General features: G+C 73.8%; 17 protein-coding genes. 8 read left to right on the top strand and 9 right to left on the bottom strand.

Features of this window, described 5'->3' with window-relative positions; all coding sequences use genetic code 11:
- The first annotated feature begins 18 nt into the window (after positions 1 to 18).
- The 5 genes from ACQP1P_RS19425 to ACQP1P_RS19405 all read left to right on the top strand — a co-directional run bounded on the left by ACQP1P_RS19425 (position 19) and on the right by ACQP1P_RS19405 (position 5,007).
- Positions 19 to 984 (top strand): carbohydrate ABC transporter permease, encoded by a 966-nt coding sequence (locus ACQP1P_RS19425; RefSeq protein ID WP_433088094.1) that lies wholly within the window; start codon positions 19 to 21, stop codon positions 982 to 984.
- On the top strand, positions 981 to 1,841 hold the full coding sequence (locus ACQP1P_RS19420; protein ID WP_433088093.1) for a carbohydrate ABC transporter permease: 861 nt from the start codon (positions 981 to 983) through the stop codon (positions 1,839 to 1,841). The genes ACQP1P_RS19425 and ACQP1P_RS19420 overlap by 4 nt, the downstream gene beginning before the upstream one ends.
- 26 nt (positions 1,842 to 1,867) lie before the next feature.
- Positions 1,868 to 3,238 (top strand): ABC transporter substrate-binding protein, encoded by a 1,371-nt coding sequence (locus tag ACQP1P_RS19415; protein ID WP_433088092.1) that lies wholly within the window; start codon positions 1,868 to 1,870, stop codon positions 3,236 to 3,238.
- An 87-nt stretch (positions 3,239 to 3,325) separates the two neighbouring features.
- On the top strand, positions 3,326 to 4,261 hold the full coding sequence (locus ACQP1P_RS19410) for an ATP-binding cassette domain-containing protein (RefSeq protein ID WP_433088091.1): 936 nt from the start codon (positions 3,326 to 3,328) through the stop codon (positions 4,259 to 4,261).
- A 23-nt stretch (positions 4,262 to 4,284) separates the two neighbouring features.
- Entirely contained in the window at positions 4,285 to 5,007 is a 723-nt protein-coding gene (locus ACQP1P_RS19405; RefSeq protein ID WP_433090054.1) for an ABC transporter permease, read from the top strand.
- On the opposite strand, the gene ACQP1P_RS19400 is transcribed toward ACQP1P_RS19405, so the two are convergent.
- On the bottom strand, positions 4,991 to 8,089 hold the full coding sequence (locus tag ACQP1P_RS19400) for a BTAD domain-containing putative transcriptional regulator (protein WP_433088090.1): 3,099 nt from the start codon (positions 8,087 to 8,089) through the stop codon (positions 4,991 to 4,993). The genes ACQP1P_RS19405 and ACQP1P_RS19400 overlap by 17 nt on opposite strands.
- 99 nt (positions 8,090 to 8,188) lie before the next feature.
- On the opposite strand from ACQP1P_RS19400, the gene ACQP1P_RS19395 reads away from it, so the two are divergent.
- Together ACQP1P_RS19395 and ACQP1P_RS19390 are read left to right on the top strand one after the other, a co-directional pair.
- Positions 8,189 to 8,602, top strand: a complete 414-nt coding sequence (locus tag ACQP1P_RS19395) for a hypothetical protein (protein WP_433088089.1) — start codon at positions 8,189 to 8,191, stop codon at positions 8,600 to 8,602.
- A 72-nt stretch (positions 8,603 to 8,674) separates the two neighbouring features.
- The gene (locus ACQP1P_RS19390; protein WP_433088088.1) at positions 8,675 to 8,866 is read left to right on the top strand and encodes a DUF6767 domain-containing protein; all 192 of its coding nucleotides are present in this window, start codon (positions 8,675 to 8,677) and stop codon (positions 8,864 to 8,866) included.
- Here ACQP1P_RS19390 and ACQP1P_RS19385 read toward each other — a convergent pair.
- The 6 genes from ACQP1P_RS19385 to ACQP1P_RS19360 all read right to left on the bottom strand — a co-directional run bounded on the left by ACQP1P_RS19385 (position 8,827) and on the right by ACQP1P_RS19360 (position 14,818).
- The gene (locus ACQP1P_RS19385) at positions 8,827 to 10,038 is read right to left on the bottom strand and encodes an alpha-amylase family glycosyl hydrolase (protein ID WP_433088087.1); all 1,212 of its coding nucleotides are present in this window, start codon (positions 10,036 to 10,038) and stop codon (positions 8,827 to 8,829) included. The genes ACQP1P_RS19390 and ACQP1P_RS19385 overlap by 40 nt on opposite strands.
- Positions 10,039 to 10,171: 133 nt before the next feature.
- Complete coding sequence (locus tag ACQP1P_RS19380) at positions 10,172 to 11,185, bottom strand: M4 family metallopeptidase (protein WP_433088086.1); 1,014 nt, start codon at positions 11,183 to 11,185, stop codon at positions 10,172 to 10,174.
- Between the two features lie 31 nt (positions 11,186 to 11,216).
- A complete protein-coding gene (locus ACQP1P_RS19375; protein ID WP_433088085.1) occupies positions 11,217 to 11,834 on the bottom strand; it encodes a hypothetical protein in 618 nt (205 codons plus the stop codon).
- A complete protein-coding gene (locus ACQP1P_RS19370; protein WP_433088084.1) occupies positions 11,824 to 12,411 on the bottom strand; it encodes an RNA polymerase sigma factor in 588 nt (195 codons plus the stop codon). Before ACQP1P_RS19370 ends, ACQP1P_RS19375 begins: the two co-directional genes overlap by 11 nt.
- 8 nt (positions 12,412 to 12,419) lie before the next feature.
- Complete coding sequence (locus ACQP1P_RS19365) at positions 12,420 to 14,459, bottom strand: bifunctional polysaccharide deacetylase/glycosyltransferase family 2 protein (protein WP_433088083.1); 2,040 nt, start codon at positions 14,457 to 14,459, stop codon at positions 12,420 to 12,422.
- Positions 14,460 to 14,461: 2 nt separating this feature from the next.
- Positions 14,462 to 14,818, bottom strand: coding sequence for a hypothetical protein (locus tag ACQP1P_RS19360; protein ID WP_433088082.1), 357 nt, complete (start codon positions 14,816 to 14,818; stop codon positions 14,462 to 14,464).
- 205 nt (positions 14,819 to 15,023) lie between these two features.
- Between ACQP1P_RS19360 and ACQP1P_RS19355 the strand changes: the two genes are divergently transcribed.
- Positions 15,024 to 15,509, top strand: a complete 486-nt coding sequence (locus tag ACQP1P_RS19355; protein WP_433088081.1) for a PRC-barrel domain-containing protein — start codon at positions 15,024 to 15,026, stop codon at positions 15,507 to 15,509.
- Between the two features lie 56 nt (positions 15,510 to 15,565).
- On the opposite strand, the gene ACQP1P_RS19350 is transcribed toward ACQP1P_RS19355, so the two are convergent.
- Both ACQP1P_RS19350 and ACQP1P_RS19345 read right to left on the bottom strand, forming a co-directional pair.
- The gene (locus ACQP1P_RS19350) at positions 15,566 to 16,042 is read right to left on the bottom strand and encodes a hypothetical protein (protein WP_433088080.1); all 477 of its coding nucleotides are present in this window, start codon (positions 16,040 to 16,042) and stop codon (positions 15,566 to 15,568) included.
- 43 nt (positions 16,043 to 16,085) lie between these two features.
- Complete coding sequence (locus tag ACQP1P_RS19345; RefSeq protein WP_433088079.1) at positions 16,086 to 16,952, bottom strand: helix-turn-helix transcriptional regulator; 867 nt, start codon at positions 16,950 to 16,952, stop codon at positions 16,086 to 16,088.
- Positions 16,953 to 17,021: the final 69 nt, after the last annotated feature.

The raw sequence follows: 17,021 nt of genomic DNA, 5'->3' as shown, positions 1-17,021 counted from the left end.
CTCGGTTAGCTGCCGATCATGATTGGAGGGCTCCGGCCGACAACGGCCGAGCCGGTCCCGCTCGCCCCCGTCGCCGCGGACAGCCGCGGCTCGGCGAGGCGTGCCCGCCGGCGACGGACACTGCGCGAGGCGGCCGTGTTCATCGCCCTGGCCGTGCCGAACATCGCGCTGATCGTCTGGTTCACCTACCGGCCGCTCGTGCTCAACGTGTACTACTCGACGCTCGACTGGACCCTGGGCTCCGACACGGCCCGGGCGGTCGGTCTGGACAACTACACGCAGTTCTTCCAGTCCGAGGAGGCGGGGCAGGTCTTCCTCACCACCGCGCTGTTCACCGTCGCGACCGTGGTCCTGTCCATGGGTCTCGGGCTGCTCGTCGCGCTCGGGCTCAACCGCAAGGTCCGCGGGGCCGGGCTGGCCCAGGCGACCGTGTTCTCGCCGTACGTGCTGTCCGGCGTCGGCGTCGGGCTGGCGTGGCAGTACATCTTCGACCCGACCGTCGGCGCGCTCGGCGCGATCGTGCGCGCCTTCGGCGGCACCAGCCCCGAGTGGTTCAACGACGAGACACTCAGCCTCGTCATGGTCGTCATCGTGTACGTCTGGAAGAACCTCGGCTACGCGGCGGTGATCTACCTCGCCGGGCTGCAGTCCATCTCGTCCGACATCCTCGAGGCCGCGGCCATCGACGGGGCCGGCGCGACCCGCAAGTTCTTCTCCGTCACGTTCCCGCTGCTGTCGCCGACGACGTTCTTCCTGCTGGTGACGAGCATCCTCAACTCGCTGCAGGCCTTCGACATCATCCGCGCGATGACACCGCTGGGCCGCGGCACCACGACCCTCATCTACGACGCGTACCTGCGCGCCTTCGGCGGGTACAACCAGGCGGGCTATTCGGCGATGCTCTCCACGGTCCTGTTCGTGCTGCTGGTCATCCTGACCCTCGTGCAGCTCGTCGTCCTCGAGCGGCGGGTGCATTACCGGTGAGCACCGCCGAGACGAAACCGCTGTCCCGCCGCAACCTCGCGGCCACCCTGCTCACCGGCTACGTGCCGATCCTGCTCGCCATCCTCGTGGTGATCCTGCCGCTGGCGTACATGATCCTGTCGTCGTTCAAGACCCCGGCCGACATCATCACGCAGCAGCTCGTCATCCTGCCGAACCCGTGGCACGCGCAGAACTACGACGACGCGGCCCGGGCGGTGCCCTTCGCGCGGCTGTTCCTCAACTCCGCGATCGTCACCGTCGTCGGCGCCGGGATCAAGGTCCTGCTGGCCGTGCTCACCGCCTACGCGCTGGTGTTCGTCCGGTTCCCGGGCAAGCGGTACGTGTTCTTCGCCGTGCTCGCGACGCTCATGGTGCCGCCGCAGGTGAGCGTCGTACCGAACTTCACGTTCATCAGCAGCCTCGGCGGCCAGGACACGTACTGGGGCATCATCCTGCCCGGGCTCGGCAGCGGATTCGGCACGTTCCTGCTGCGCCAGGCGTTCCTGCAGCTGCCCCCCGACGTGCTCGAGGCCGCCGAGACCGACGGCGCCGGGCACTGGCGGCGCCTGTGGCACATGGTGGTCCCGATGGCCGCCCCGAGCATCGCCACCGTCGCCCTGGTCAACATCGTCTTCGAGTGGAACGACTACCTGTGGCCGCTGGTCATCGTGTCGAACCCGCAGATGATGACGCTCCCGGTCGGGCTCACCCTGCTGCACAACAGCGAGAGCGCCGCCGCCTCGTACGGCATCGTCATGGCCGGCACCGTCATGGTCCTGCTCCCCGTCCTCGTCGTGTTCGCCGCGCTCCAGCGGTACATCGTCACCGGCTTGACGCAGGGCGCCGTCAAGGGATGACCCCGCAAAACCAGGAGGAATCAACCATGTCCTTGTCCCAGCCACAAGCCACCGAGCTCAGCCGGCGGCGGTTCCTCGGCCTCGCCGCCGGCGGGCTGTCGGCCGCGGCCCTGGCCGCGTGCGGCGCAGGCCCGTCGACGACCTCGACGGACTCCTCCGCCAAGCCGGAGACCCTCGACTACACCGGCGTCAAGCCGGCGGGCAGCATCACCTTCTGGTCGTCGAACCCGGGCGGGTCGCAGGAGGTGACCCAGCAGATCATCGACGCGTTCCACGCCAGCCAGTCCGACATCAAGGTGCAGCTGGTCTCCGCCGGGTCGAACTACGAGGACATCGCGCAGAAGTTCCAGGCCGCGCAGGCCGGCGGCACGCTGCCCGACGCGGTCGTGCTCTCCGACGTGTGGTGGTTCCGCTACTTCCTGCAGGACTCGATCGTCCCGCTCGACGGGCTGTTCAAGGCGCTCAACTGGGACACCAGCGACTTCCGGGAGCAGCTGCTCACCGACTACAAGTACAAGGACGCGATCTGGGCCGTGCCGTGGGCGCGCTCCACGCCGCTGTTCTACTGGAACAAGGCGCACTTCGCCGCGGCCGGGCTGCCGGACCGGGCGCCGAAGACCTGGGACGAGTTCGCCGAGTGGGCGCCGAAGCTCAAGTCGGCCAACGCCGGCCTGCAGAACGCGTTCCAGCTGCCGGCCCTGGCCGGATACGCCGGCTGGAGCTTCCAGAACAACCTCTGGGGCGCCGGCGGCGGCTGGTCGGCCAAGGAGAGCTTCGACCTCACCTGCGACAAGCCCGAGTCCGTCCAGGCGCTGCAGTTCCTCGCCGACGCCGTCTACAAGGGCAAGTGGTCGGGCGTCGCCGGCAAGGACTCCACCCAGGACCTGTCGGCCGGCGCGGTCTCCGCGACCGTCGGCTCGACCGGCAGCCTCGTGGGCATCCTCAAGACCGCCAAGTTCGACGTCGGCGCCGGCTTCCTGCCCGGCGGCCCGAAGGAGACCTCGCCGGTGTGCCCGACGGGCGGCGCCGGCATCGGCATCCCGAAGAAGATCAAGCCGGAGAACCAGGTCGCCGCGGCCACCTTCATCAAGTTCCTCACCTCGCCCGAGAACACGCTGAAGTTCGCGGCCGCGACCGGATACATGCCGGTGCGCAAGTCCGCCGACCCGTCGTCGCTGATCGCCCGGGCGCCCCAGTCGAAGGTCGCCATCGACCAGCTCGCGGTGACCCGCAACCAGGACTGGGCCCGGGTGTTCCTGCCGGGCGCCGACCAGGAGATGGCCAACGCCTGCGCCGAGATCCTGACCAAGAACGGCGACGTCCAGGCCCAGATGACCAAGCTCAAGGGCACCCTCGAGGGCATCTACGACTCGCAGGTCAAGCCGCACCTCAAGTAGCACGGTGTCACGGCGGCCGGCCCCGGCCGGCCGCCGTGACAGCGGCGTGACAGGCGGGTGTCAGGGCCCGCGCCGATCGTTGCCGGTATGAACGGATCAGCGATCACCGCCTCGGGTCTGCGCAAGACCTTCGGCCGCCAGGTCGTGCTCGACGGCATCGACCTCGACGTCCCGGCCGGCTCGATCTTCTCCCTCCTGGGCCCCAACGGCGCCGGCAAGACCACCACGGTCAACCTCCTCACCACCCTCATGCGGGCCGACGGCGGCACCGCCCGCGTCGCCGGGCACGACATCGCCGGCGAGACCAAGGCCGTGCGCAAGGCCATCGGCGTCACCGGCCAGTTCGCCGCCGTCGACGAGCTGCTCACCGGCCGCGAGAACCTCCGGCTCATGGCCGACCTCAAGCGGGTGCCGGACGGCGAACGGGTCGTCACCGGGCTCCTGGAGCGCTTCGACCTCGCCGACGCCGCGCCGAAACTGGCGGCCACGTACTCCGGCGGCATGCGCCGCAAGCTCGACCTGGCGATGACCCTCGTCGGCCGCCCGCAGATCATCTTCCTCGACGAGCCGACGACCGGGCTCGACCCGCGCAGCCGCCGCACCATGTGGGACATCGTCCGCGAGCTCGTCGCCGACGGCGTCACCATCTTCCTCACCACCCAGTACCTCGACGAGGCCGACCAGCTCGCCGCCCGCGTCGCCGTGCTCGACCACGGCCGCGTCGTCGCCCACGGCACCCCCGCCGAGCTCAAACGCCAGATCCGCGGCAACCACGTCCGGCTGCGCTTCCCCGACCACACCCAGCTCGACGCCGCGGCCCGGGTCCTGCCCGACGCCACCCGCGACGAACACGACCTCACCCTGCGCGTGCCCGGCGACAGCGACGTGCGCTCGCTCCGGGCCCTGCTCGACCGCCTCGACACCCACGGCATCGCCATCGAGGAGTTCGCCGTGCACACCCCCGATCTCGACGACGTCTTCCTGGCCCTCACGGGCCGCCCGACCGCGGAGGTGACCCGGTGAACGCCGTGACCGACTCGGCCATCATGCTGCGCCGCAACCTCAAGCACACGGTGCGCAACCCCGTCACCGTGTTCAACGCGGTGCTGTTCCCCATCGTCATGGCGCTCATGTTCGTGTACGTCCTCGGCGGCGCCTTCGACGTCGGCGTTCAGTACATCGACTACGTCACCCCGGGCCTGATCATCATGGCCGTCAGCTACGGGCTGGGCGCCACCGCGACGGCCGTCAACGCCGACATGACCACGGGCGTCATCAACCGGTTCAAGGTCATGGACGTCTCCCGCGCCGCCGTGCTCACCGGGCACGTCGTCGAGACCACCCTGCGCGCCGTCGTCGCCGTGGCCGCCATCGTCGGCGTCGCGTTCGCCATGGGCTTCCGCCCCACCGCGAGCGCCGTGGACTGGCTCGCCGCGGCCGGGCTCGTCGTCCTGCTCGCCTTCGCCGCCAGCTGGCTCACCGTCGCCCTCGGACTGGCGGCCAAGAGCGCGGAGGCGGCGGGCCTCGGCACCGTACCGCTGATCATGCTCCCGTTCCTGTCCAGCGCCTTCTCCCCGGCGGACACCATGGGCGCCGGCGCCCGCCAGTTCGCCGAGTACCAGCCGTTCACGCCGATCATCGAGACCCTGCGGGGCCTGCTGACCGGCACCCCGTCGACCGGCACGGCCCTCGCCGCGGTCGCCTGGTGCGCGGGCATCGGGCTCGCCGGCTACCTGTGGGCGCTGCGCTCGTTCAAACGGCGAGCGTGACCTCGGCCAGCTCCCGCCAGCTCGACGCCGCACCCTCCCGAGCCGCCTCGGCGTACCGCACGTCGCCGAGGCGGCTCCGCGCGTCCCGCTCGATGCCCGCCACCCGCGGATGCGATCGGTCCGGCAGCCCCCGCACCGCCGCCGCGGCACCCAGCAGCCGGGCCGCCTCCTCCGGCCGGTCCAGCCGCAGCGCCAGATCCGCGACCCCGACGACGACCTGCGCGATCGTCTGCAGATAGCCGGTCTCGGACGCCGCCGCGACCGCCGCCGCCCGGTGCACCCGCGCCTTGCCGAGGTCGTCGGCGAGGTACCCGAGCATGTCGTGGACCACCGCCCGGTTGCCCGGCCAGTCCGCCTCCGGGCCGAGCAGGGTGGTCGCCACGGCGATCTGCCGGCGGGCCTGTTCCGCGTCGCCGGCCATCCCCGCCAACCCCGCCTTCGCCAGCGCGAGATCGGCCAGCGCGTCGGGCCACGTGACCCCCTCCGCGAGCCGGTCCGCCTCGGCGATCGTGGCCGCCGCCGCAGCGTCGTCCCCGGCCAGCCGGTACAGCGGCGCCAGACGCGACCGGGTGCGGATCACGTCCTCGGCCGAGCCGAGCTCGGTGGTGACCGCGATCGCCTCCTCGTACAGCTCGCACGCCGTCGCGAACTCGCCCCGGGTGGCGACCCGGTCCGCCAGCTCCGTCAGCGCGAACTGGATCCCGTACCGCTCCCCGATCGCCCGGAACTCCGCCAGCGCCAGTTCCAGGAACGCGTCGGCGTCCCGCCCGCCGTGCCCGAGCACGATGCGCATCTTGCCCAGCTGCAGCCGGGCCAGCGCCCGCGCCCACGGGTCCTCGGCGTCCAGCAGCGTCTCGAACGCCGGCAGCGCCTGGTCCGCGCCCTGCAGCATCCGCTCCAGCGGCGCGATGAACTCCAGCAGCGGGTCGCGGGACGCGCCACGCCCGCCCAGCTCGTACGCCTCGTGGATGTACTGCGCCGCCTGCCGCTCGTCGTTGCGCCCGCCACTGGCGAACATCCCCATGAACGCCAGCGCCCGGGCCCGGACCAGATCGGGCACCGCGCCCGGCAGCCGGATGGCGGCGCCCAGCAGCTCGATGCCCTCGGCCTTGTGCCCCGCCAGCCACCAGTAGAAGCCCGCACCCGCCCCGAGCCGCATCGCCGCGTGCGCGTCACCGGCCGCGATCGCCGCCCGCATCGCCGCCGCGATGTTGTCGTGCTCCGCCTCCAGCACCGCCAGCCACTGCAGCTGCTCGGCCCGGCGCAGGTGCGGATCCGCGGCCTCGGCCAGGTCGATGCAGCACGCCAGGTGCGCGCGCCGGGCCCGATCCGTCTCCCCCGCCTCGGCGAGACGCTGCGCCGCATACTCCTTGATCGTGCCGAGCAGCCGGTACCGCGGGCCGGCGACGACCACCAGCGACTTCTCCGCCAGCGACGTGAGCAGCTCCAGGACCAGCTCCGCGTCGACCCCGTCCCCGGCACACACCCGCTCGGCGAGCTCCAGGCTCGCCCCGCCCGAGAACACCGACAGCCGCCGCAGCACCGCCCGCTCGTCGTCGGCGAGCAGCTCCCAGCTCCAGTCGACCATCGCGCGCAGCGTGCGGTGGCGCGGCAGGGCAGTACGACTCCCGCCGGTCAGCAACCGGAAACGGTCGTCGAGCCGGTTCGCGAGCTGGTCCACCGACATCGTGCGCAGCCGGGCCGCGGCCAGCTCGATCGCCAGCGGCATCCCGTCCAGCGCCCGGCACACCCGCGCCATCGTCGCCAGGGCGTCCTCGTCGGCCGTCAGATCCTGCCGTACCGCTCCCGCCCGGTCCCGCAACAGCCGCACCGCCGGCGAAGCCTCGATCGCCCCCGGCCCCGCGTGCCCGTCCGGCAGCCCCAGCGGCTCGACCGGCCACAGCGCCTCACCGGTGATCCCCAGCGGCTCCCGGCTCGTGGCCAGGATCCGCAGCCGCCGGCACCGGCCCAGCACCCGGTGCGCGAACGCGGCCGCGGCCTCGATCACGTGCTCGCAGTTGTCCAGGATCAGCAGCGCCTCCCGGTCCCGGACGGCCGCGATGAGCCGCTCCTGCGCATCCGCGTCGGGCGCCCCGCCCAGCAGCGTGTCGCGCAGCCCCAGCCCCGCCAGCGCCGCCTGCGCCACATCGGCGCCCGCCCCGATCGGCGCGAGCTCCACCAGCCACACCCCGTCCGGCACCGACCCGGCCAGGGTACGCGCCGTCTCCGTCGCCAGCCGCGTCTTGCCCGCCCCGCCCGGCCCGGTCAGCGTCGTGAGCCGGTGCCCGCCGACGAGCTCCCGGACCGCGGCCACGTCGGCGTCCCGCCCGATGAACGTGGTCAGCTCCGCCGGCAGGTTCGTCCTGCGGTACTCCTCCCGCCGCCCCAGCTCCCCCCGCAGCAACGCCACGTGCAGCGCCGACAGCTCCGGCCCCGGATCGACCCCCAGCGAGTCCGCCAGGGCCTCCTTCGCCCGCTGGAACACCAGCAGCGCCTCGCTGTCGCGCCCCGCCGCCGCCAGCGCCCGCATCAGCGCCCCGGCCAGCCGCTCCCGCAGCGGATGCGCGGCCACCAGATCGGTCAGCTCGGTGACCAGCTCGGCCCCGCCCCCGTGCCCGGTCTCGGCGTCGAAGCGCTCCTCCAGCGCCGCCAGCCGCATCCCCTCCAGCCGCTCCGCGGCCGCGTCGAACGCCGGACTGTCCGGCAGCCCCACGTCCTGCATCGCCGCGCCCCGCCACAGCGCCAGCGCCTCCCGCACCTGCCCGGCGCCCAGCAGCCGCTCGAAGCGCACCGCGTCCACGGCATCGGCCGGCACCGCGAGCCGATACCCGTCCAGGTGGCCCTCGACCGCCCCGTCCGGCAGCACCTTGCGCAGCCGCGACACCAGCCGCTGCAACGCGTTCGACGCGTCCGCGGGGGGCTGCTCGCCCCAGATCCAGTCCACGAGCGTCGCCTTCGGCACCGCGTGCCCCGCCCGCAGCGCCAGCGCGGCCAGCAACCCGCGCAGCCGGGCCCCCGGCACGTCGGCGAGCGCGCCGTCGTCCGCACGCACCTCGAACGGTCCCAGGAGCCGGATCTGCACGCGCAGATTCTGCCACGTGCCGCCGATGGCCGGATTCAGCCGGTCTGTGGCACCCTCGCCACTGCCGCCCCGTTACGAACCGATCTACGGTCGGTCGCCGTGACCGAAGTCCTGCTGTCCGCCCACGTCCTGGCCGCGATCGTCGCCGTGGGCCCCGTCACGGTCGCGGCGAGCATGTTCCCGCCCGCCGCCCGCCGCCGGGACACCGCCGCCCTGCGGCTGCTGCACCGCATCTGCGTCGTCTACGCGCTCATCGGCGTCGCCGTGCCCGTGTTCGGCCTGGCCACCGCGGCGAGCCTCGGCGTGCTCACCGACGCGTGGCTGCTCGCCTCGATCGCCCTGACCGCCGCCGCGGCCGCCCTGCTCGGCCTGGCCATCCTGCCCCGCCAGCGCCGCAGCGCCGCCGGCGCCGACCCCGGCCCCCTGGGCCTGCTGACCGGCCTGTTCAACCTGCTCTGGGCCGTGGTCGTGATCCTGATGATCGTCCGCCCCGGCTCCACCACCGGCGCGTGACCCGCCGGCGCGGGGGCGAGGAGAGGACCTTCGGCCCTGACGGCGCACCGCGACCACGCGCACGCTCGAGGCATGCGACGAGACGCGCGGTGCCCGCTGCGCCGGGGCGAGCCGTGCACGCTGTGCGTGCCGGGCGCGACCGGCCCGGCCGACTGCCCGACGGTCTACCTCGTGATGTCCGACCCCGACCTGCGCGACCGGCTCCGCACGTTCCGGCGCGGCGCTCAGGACGTGAACACGCCCCAGCCGCGCGGCGGGAGCTGAATCCGGGCACCGTCCAGGGTCGCGGGGCCGGCCGCGCGGGCCTCCGCGCCGCCCGACGGCACCGCCACCGGATCGTCGGCCAGGTTCAGCGCGGTGATCAGGGCACCCCACCCGGTCGCCGTGCGCAGGACCGCCTGACGGTTGTCGAGGTGCACCACATCCGTATGGGCCCGAACGACCCACGGCCGCGCCCGGCGCACCGCCAGCAACTGCCGGTGCAGGCGCACCATGTCGTTGTCCGCCGGCGGGCGCGGCGGGAACTCCGGCCGGACGGCGTCGTCGCCGCCCAGCCGCTGCTCCTTCACGCCCGTCCACCCGTACTCGTCCCCCGCGTAGACGCTCGGCACACCCGCGACCGTGAGCAGCACCGCCAGCGCGTGCGGCACGAAGTCCGCCCCGACCGCCGAGGCGATGCGCGTCACGTCGTGGTTGCCGACGAACGTCGCCGGGACGAACCCGGCGAGCAGGTCGTTGTGGCGCTTGAGCGCGTGCGCGAGCTCGAAGAGGTTCCGGTCGGCGATGCCGTGCCAGATGCCCTGCCACAGCTCGTACTGCGTCACCGAGTCCATGGTGGACTCCCGCACGATCGCGGCGTAGTCGCCGTGGATGACCTCGCCCACGAACCAGGCCCCCGGGTGCCGCTCGCGCACGCGGGGCAGGACGGCGGCCCAGAAGCGCGGCGGCACCGCGTACGCCGCGTCGAGCCGCCACCCGTCCGCGCCCCGGCCGAGCCAGTGCTCCATCACCCGCACCACGAGATCGGCGGCGGCGGGACTGTCGTGGTCGAGCACGACGAGCGAATCGTGGCCCTCGAACACCTCGCTCCTGGTCCCGGGCCGCCCCACCAGCGGGTGCGCCCGGCCGACATGGTTGAACACCCCGTCGAGCAGCACCTTCAGCCCGCGGTCGTGGGCCGCGGCGACGAGCCGGTCGAAGTCGGCGTCGTCGCCGAGCCGCGGGTCGATGCGGAAGTGGTCCACGGTGTCGTAGCCGTGGGTCATCGACGCGAAGACCGGCCCGAGCGCGATGCCGTCCAGCCCGAGGCCCACCACGTGGTCGAGCCAGGCCTCGATCCGCCCCAGCCGGTGCACGACCTGCTCCGCGGCATCGGTACCGCCGGGGCGCACCGGAGCACCGACGAAGCCCAGCGGGTACACCTGCCACCAGCTCATGAACGCCCAGCATAACGGCCCCGATCCGTCCGGGCCCGGCTCGGCGGGCAACCGAACCGGGCCCGAACGGGCCTTCCGCCCCGATCCGGCTCGGCGGGCAACGGAAACCGGACCTGGACGGATCTTCCGCGCCCTACAACAGGCCCCGCGCGGAGAAGGCGGAGCGCGTGGCCCGAGCGGCCGCGGAGCCATAGAGCCGCTGTGCGGCGTCGACCGTCGCCTGTGCCGCGGCGCGGAACGTGACGTCCGGCGTGAAGGAAAACTGTGCCTCGACGATGAGCGTCGTGGCCCGCGTGTCACCCAGCGCCGAGCGGATGTCCCACAGCGCCCGCGACCAGATCTCCCCGTCGGCGTGCACCTCGCCGACGACATCGGCCGGATAGTGCTTGTCGCCGTCGAGACGCCGCAGGCAGTGCGGCGTGGCGGTGGTGTACGACACCGAGTCCCAGTCGGCGACGCACGCCTCCGGCGTCAGCGTCGGCGCCCCGGCGGCCCAGCTGGTGACCGCGACCGCGAAGTAGTCACCGAACGCCTCGCCGATCGCACCCGACTCGAGCGTCGTACCGAAGCCCGGAACCTGCCCGTCCTGCACCGAATGGCCGTATTCGTGGACGATCACCTCGGCGTCCTCGGCGTCGTCGACACCGCCCTTGCCGAGGCTGATGTTCGCCTTGTCCTCACGGAAGAACGAGTTGTCGCCGCCGTACTGGTCGATGCGCAGCTCGATCCGGCGCTGATTCACCGGGCGCAGCGCCGAGCCGAAGCCGAGATGCTGCAGGTACTGCTGGGCGGTGGTGACCCAGTAGTACCCCATCACCTGCTCGAACTGGTCACTGTCGCGGTGCCAGGCCGGGAAGGCCCCGTCGACGAGGACGGCCGCCTGCCCGGTCGAGCTCTTGACCACGACGTACCGCCCCGACAGCCGGCCGGTGCCGTCCAGATCGGTGAGCGTCACCCGGCGGTACGCCGGGGCGAAGGCCGGGGAGTCGGCGTCCTTCGCGTCGGTCAGGTCCTGCCGGCCGAGGGCCTGGACCGGGTTCGGGAAGAAGACGGTGCCCGGCGCCGAGGTGACGGCCGCCTGCGCGGCGGATGCCGGGATGACGGCGGCCGCGACCGCCACCGCCACCAGCGCAATGCTTCGATGCATGCACCAAGTGGCGGCGCGAGCGGCCGGAGCGTTACACGCGCCCCGCCCGGCGGCTGGGCGTCGGCACCGCGGACCGGGGGCCGTGCGTCGGCGACGCCCCCGGCTCGGTGCCGCCGAGCAGCCGCCGGCAGAACTCGTCGATCACCGGCTCACCCGACCCGCCCGCGAGTGCGGCGAGGTCACGGCGCTGCGCGGCAGTGATCGGCCGGGACCGCGGGTCGGCTCGGAACGCCTGCCAGGACCGGCAGGCCTCCGCCGGCGGCACCGGCGCGGCACGCGACGAGCCGCTCGGCTCGGGTCCGGCCGGGACCGCCGGGGGGCTCGCCGACCGCCTCGGCTCGGCCGATGCCGTGCTCGGTTGCGGGCTCGCACCGCCGCCGCCCCCGCCTCCACCGCCGTCGAGCCACGAGCGAACGGCGGCGGGCAGGTGACCGCTGCTGGCCGCGAACGCCGTGCCGCCGACCGACACCGCGGCGAACGCCGCCAGCGCCGCGGCGAGCAGCCGGCGACGGCGCCGGACCGGTCGGTAGGCGCCGCGGAACCCGGCCACGGCCTCGGCCTCGCCCGCGACCTCGTGTGGCTGCCCCGGCGCCGCCGCCGCCCTCAGCAGCGGGCCGAGCCGCGGGTCGCGCACCTGATCAAGATCCATATTCGCCGTCCTCATCGCGGTGCGCCAGGACCTCAGGGTGATCAGCGAGCCGCCGCAGCCCGCGCATGGTGGCCACCCGCACCGCGCCGGGGCGCTTGCCCAGCACCCGGGCGGTTCCGGCGACGTCCAGCCCGGCCACCACTCGGAGCATGACGGCCTCGGCCTGTTCGCGGGGCAGGGTGGCGATGAGCCGCACGGCCCGGTCGGTGTCGCTGAGCTCCACGACGTCGGCGGCGACATCGCGCGTGACGCCACCGCCGTGCACGGCGTCGACGGATTCGTACGACTCCTCGTGACGGCGCCAGGCCCGCCGGTTCTCGTCGATGCCGCGATGCCGGGCGACCCGGAACAGCCACACCCGGAACGCGACGGCACCACCGCGGAAACCGGCCAGGTCCCGCGACACCTGCAGCCACGTCTCCGACGCGACGTCCTCGGCGGCGTCGGCGCAGACGACCCGCAGGTACCGCAGCATCGGCGGGTGCAGAGCCCGCCACAGCACCGCGAACCCGCCCGGGTCGCCGCCGACCGCCGCCGCGAGCGCGTCGGCGAGCTCCTCGTCGCGAATCTCGTGCATCGACGCGGTCATCTCGCCGCCGCGGCGAGGCCCGTCCGCGCCATCGGCGTCCAGCGCTGCCGCCCGCCCAGCAGCGCCGCCACGGTGCCCTGCACGACCACCAGGTACAGCAGCTGCCGGTAGACCACCTGCTGCAGCGGAACGCTCCACAGCGGCGCGAGCCGCTCGTCGTCGAGCCGCAGCGCGTACGCGGTCGTCGCCAGCTGCAACGCGGTGAACCCGCCCCAGACCGCGAGCACCTGCCCCCAGGGCAGGAACACCGCGCCGTACACCGCGTACACATCGACCAGCGGCGCGGCCAGCGGCAACAGCATCTGGAACAGGACGAGATAGAGCAGCCCCCGCCGACCCAGACGACCGGCACCGCCCCGCTCGAACACGGCTCGCCGGTGCTTCCAGGCCGCCTGCATGGTGCCGTAGCACCAGCGGTAGCGCTGCCGCCACAGCTGCCGCAGCGACGCCGGCGCCTCGGTCCAGGCGACGGCGTCGTCCGCGTACACCGCCCGCCAACCGGCGCGCAGCACCGCCATCGTCAGATCGGTGTCCTCGGCCAGCGTGTCGCCCGCGACGCCGCCGGCATCGCGCAGCGACTCCCTGCGGAACGCGCCGATGGCGCCGGGAATGGTCGGCATGCACTCACCCAGATCGAACAGACGCCGGTCCAGATTGAAACCGACCACGTACTCGAGGTGCTGCCACCGCCCGAGCAGCCCCCCACGGTTGGCCACCTTGGTGTTGCCGCTCACGGCGCCGACCGCCGGATCGGCGAACGGCTGCACCAGGCGCCCGACCGCGTCCGGCTCGAAGACGGTGTCGCCGTCGACGAGCACCAGCAGGTCCCCGCCGGCCGCGGCGATCCCGGCGTTGAGCGCGGCCGGCTTGCCCGCGTTCGCCTGTCGCAGCAGCCGCACCGCGGGCAGCTGCCGGGCCAGCCGGTCCACGATCGCCGCGGTGTCGTCGGTCGAGCCGTCGTCGACCACGACGATCTCACAGCCCGGGTAGTCGCTCGCGGCCAGCGACCGGACGGTCGCGGCGATGTTCGCGGCCTCATTGTAGGCCGGCACGACGATCGACACGCGACCCAAGTACCGGCCCGGCCCCCGCCGGCGCCGCGCCCGGCGGACGTGCCGGCGAGCCGCCCCGACCTGGACCGACAGCCGCACCAGCGCCAGCGCGGTGCCGGCGACCACGATCCACCCGACGGCGCCGGCCAGCAGGCGTCCGGCCGTCTGGCTCCACCGCAGCGCCGTGCCCCGCGCGACCATCCCGGCGCTCGCTGTCGGTGCGGACAGGCCGAGCCCGTCGGACACCGTGACGAACCGGCCGCCCGCCCCGGCCAGGATGCGGCGCGTCGCCTCCACCGTCTGCGACCGGTCGCCACCGCCGTCGTGCAGCATGATCACCGCACCGGCGCCGGCCGGGTGGCCGGCGGCGTTGTGCACGATCACTTCCACGCCGGGCCGTTCCCAATCGCGGGTGTCACGGTCGGTCAGCACCGCCAGGTAGCCGTCGACGGCGGCCGGCATCGACAGGTACGGCGGGCGCATCAGCACCGGCCGGCGCCCGGTCGCGGCCGCGATCGCGTTCGCGGTCAACGCGAGCTCGGCCCGCTGGCGCCACCGCGGCAGGGCGGCGAGATCCGCGTGCGTGAACGTGTGCACCCCCACCTCGTGGCCCTCGTCGACCATCCGCCGCACCAGGTCGGGGTACCGGTTCACCTGAGCGCCGACGACGAAGAAGGTCGCGTGCGCGTGGTACTGCCGCAGCACGTCGAGGACCTGCGGCGTCCACCGCGGGTCCGGCCCGTCGTCGAAGGTGAGCGCGAGCGTCCCGGCCGGCAGCCGCAGCGCCTCGGTGCCGCCCGTGCCGAAGCGCAGCGCCGGGCCGCCGGCCACGACCGCGGCGCTGGGGCCGGGGGCGGCCGGCCCCTCGGCGGCGACGCCGCCCGCGTATCCGTTGAGACACAGCTCGGCCAGCACGAAGGCGACGCCGAGCAGCAACAGCAGCCAGTGCGCCCGCGGCTCGCGGCGGGCTCGATGCCGTCGCACCCTCACCGGGTCCGGGTCGGCTTCGGATTGCCGGGCTTGCTGGCGGGGCGGTTCCCGGGCCGGGTGGTCGTGGTCGTGCCGGCCGGCGCCGGGCCGGTGGAGGCGCCGGTCACGGCCCGGCCGGCAGGCGGCGCGGACGTGCGCACGCGTGAGCCGGGGGCCGAGGCGGGCACCACGCCGCCCCCGCCCACGTCGCCGCGCTCCAGCAGCCCCTGGCGGCCGCCCGGCAGTCCGGGCAGTGGCCCGGGCGACCAGCCGACCAGGCCGGCGACGAGCAGCGCGCCGCCGGCGGTGAGCAGGAGGCCGAAGGCGGCGCCGAGCACGGTGAACAGCCGCCGGCGCCGGCCGCGACGATCCATGAACACAGGTTCCACGGGGCAAATGGCGGACCGGTGCCCCTGCGCGTTACACGGGCCACATCCCGTACCGCTTCCTAGGATTCTAGGAATGATCGTGGGCTCGGCCGGGGTGTGTTACTTGTCGATAGTTGCGCGGATAGATCGCAGGCGGGCGGGTATGGCTGATGGTGCAAGCGACACGCACGAGCGAGGAAGGAAATCATCCGTGACTTCCAACCAGACCGATGGCGCCACGCTGCTGGGCCGCGAGGTGTACGACCGCGACGGCGACAAGATCGGCAGCGTCGGCCAGGTGTACGCGGACAACGCGGGCCGCCCGACGTGGGCGAGCGTCAGCACCGGGCTGCTGGGCCTGCACCAGTCACTGGTGCCGCTGGCCGGGGCCACGAGCCTCGAGGACGGCGTGCAGGTGCCGTTCGACAAGGCGACCGTCAAGGACGCGCCCCGCGTGGACCACGAGGCCGACCGGCCGCTGACGGGCGAGCAGGTGCAGGAGCTGTACCGGCACTACCAGCTCCGGATGGACCCCGCGAGCACGATGCGCTACGAGCGCGGCCGGGACGGCTCCGCCGACACCGAGCAGTCGCGATCCGACCGCAGCCGGAACCTGTACACGGACACCGAGCCGATGGACGTCATCGAGACGCAGGACGACCTGCCCGGCGACGAGGGCCGCCGGCGTCTCGCCTGACCGGCCCGCGGCCACGGACACGGTGCCGTCCCGGCAGCTGCCGGGGCGGCGCCGTGTCACATGCTCGCCAGCGCGACCGCGAACACCGCCGCCGACGCCGCGAGCAGGCCGCCCAGCGTGCCCCCCATGAGCAGCAGGGCCGGCCGGATGCGCAGCCACTGGCGCAGCACCAGGTACACGCCCGCGGCGCCGAGCACGGCCATGACCGCGAGGTACGACACGAACACGAAGCTGCCGCCGGTCAGCAGGGCGCCGAGCAGCGCGGCCGGACCGGCCTTCGCGCCGCCGAGGTCGCGCAGCAGGGTCAGGTAGGCCACGGCGCCGGCGAACAGCGCGACGACGATCAGCGTGCCCGGGAACCAGACGTGGGCGAGCAGCAGCATGAGCGCGAACGCCGCGGCGACGCCGGCCGCCGTGCCCGCGCCGGCCGCCAGGGCCCGGGCCGGTCCGAGCGGCCGCCGCAGCACCAGCGCGGCGACCCCGCCGGCGTAGGCGGCGATCAGGCCGATGAGCACCACCAGGGCGATATCCATGCGCGTGATGGTAGGCGGCCGGCGCCGCCCGGCGGGGCGGCCTTCACGGCATCTCCACGAGATCCGACGGCGCCGCCCAGGACGCGAGCAGCGCGAGCGCGTGCGCGGTCGGCGAGTCGGGCTCGGCGGCGTAGATGGTCAGCGTCAGGCCCGGGTCGGCCTGCAGGTCCATGCTCTCGTAGGCGAGCGCGAGATCGCCCACGACGTGATGGTGGAAGTGCTTGACCCCGGCGCCGTGGATGCGCACGTTGTGCGCGCCCCAGCGGCGGCGGAACTCGTCGCTGCGGGTCGACAACTCGCCGACCAGGTCGTGCAGGCCCTTGTCGTGCGGGTCGATGCCGGCCGCCGTGCGGAGGTTGGCCACACTCATGTCGGCGAAGCGGCTCCAGTCCGGGTAGAAGCGGCGGGCCGCGCTGTCGAGGAACGTGAACCGCGCCAGGTTCGGCGTGGTCGCCGGGTCGGCGTACAGGTCGCTGTGCATCGCGCGGCCGAGATGGTTCGCGGCGAGCAGGTCGGCGCGGTTGTTCACCACGATCGCCGGGGTCGTGATGGCGTCCAGCGCCCACTGCAGGCTCGGGCGCACCCCCCGCTGCTTGGGCCGCCGGCTCGGCCGCAGCAGCGCGCCGCCGCCGTTGGCCTCCTGCGCCAGGCGCATCAGGTGGGCCCGCTCGACGTCGTCGAGCTGCAGCACGCGGGCGATCGCCTCCAGGACGCCGGCCGAGACGCCGGCCAGCGAGCCGCGCTCGACCTTCGCGTAGTACTCGACGCTCATCCCGGCCAGCGCGGCGACCTCGCTGCGGCGCAGTCCGGGCACCCGGCGCTGCCCGCCGGCCGGCAACCCGGCCTGCTCCGGCGTGACCCGCGCCCGCCGGGTCGTGAGGAACTCGCGCACCTCGAGTCGGTTGTTCACCCCTCGACGGTACGGCGCGCCGCTGCGCCCTGGGGTGTACCGCTGGTACACCTCTCGCTGGAACCTCCC

Source organism: Dactylosporangium sp. CA-052675 (genome assembly GCF_050947935.1).
GTDB lineage: Bacteria > Actinomycetota > Actinomycetes > Mycobacteriales > Micromonosporaceae > Dactylosporangium.
This window is presented reverse-complemented; position numbering and strand designations above follow the sequence as displayed.

Coding starts and splice junctions, on each gene's coding strand:
- ACQP1P_RS19370 (WP_433088084.1), bottom strand. CDS start 12,411: ATGCACGAGATTCGCGACGAGGAGCTCGCCGACGCGCTCGCGGCGGCG.
- ACQP1P_RS19375 (WP_433088085.1), bottom strand. CDS start 11,834: ATGGATCTTGATCAGGTGCGCGACCCGCGGCTCGGCCCGCTGCTGAGG.
- ACQP1P_RS19380 (WP_433088086.1), bottom strand. CDS start 11,185: ATGCATCGAAGCATTGCGCTGGTGGCGGTGGCGGTCGCGGCCGCCGTC.
- ACQP1P_RS19415 (WP_433088092.1), top strand. CDS start 1,868: ATGTCCTTGTCCCAGCCACAAGCCACCGAGCTCAGCCGGCGGCGGTTC.
- ACQP1P_RS19390 (WP_433088088.1), top strand. CDS start 8,675: ATGCGACGAGACGCGCGGTGCCCGCTGCGCCGGGGCGAGCCGTGCACG.
- ACQP1P_RS19385 (WP_433088087.1), bottom strand. CDS start 10,038: ATGAGCTGGTGGCAGGTGTACCCGCTGGGCTTCGTCGGTGCTCCGGTG.
- ACQP1P_RS19360 (WP_433088082.1), bottom strand. CDS start 14,818: ATGGATCGTCGCGGCCGGCGCCGGCGGCTGTTCACCGTGCTCGGCGCC.
- ACQP1P_RS19350 (WP_433088080.1), bottom strand. CDS start 16,042: ATGGATATCGCCCTGGTGGTGCTCATCGGCCTGATCGCCGCCTACGCC.
- ACQP1P_RS19410 (WP_433088091.1), top strand. CDS start 3,326: ATGAACGGATCAGCGATCACCGCCTCGGGTCTGCGCAAGACCTTCGGC.
- ACQP1P_RS19405 (WP_433090054.1), top strand. CDS start 4,285: ATGCTGCGCCGCAACCTCAAGCACACGGTGCGCAACCCCGTCACCGTG.
- ACQP1P_RS19425 (WP_433088094.1), top strand. CDS start 19: ATGATTGGAGGGCTCCGGCCGACAACGGCCGAGCCGGTCCCGCTCGCC.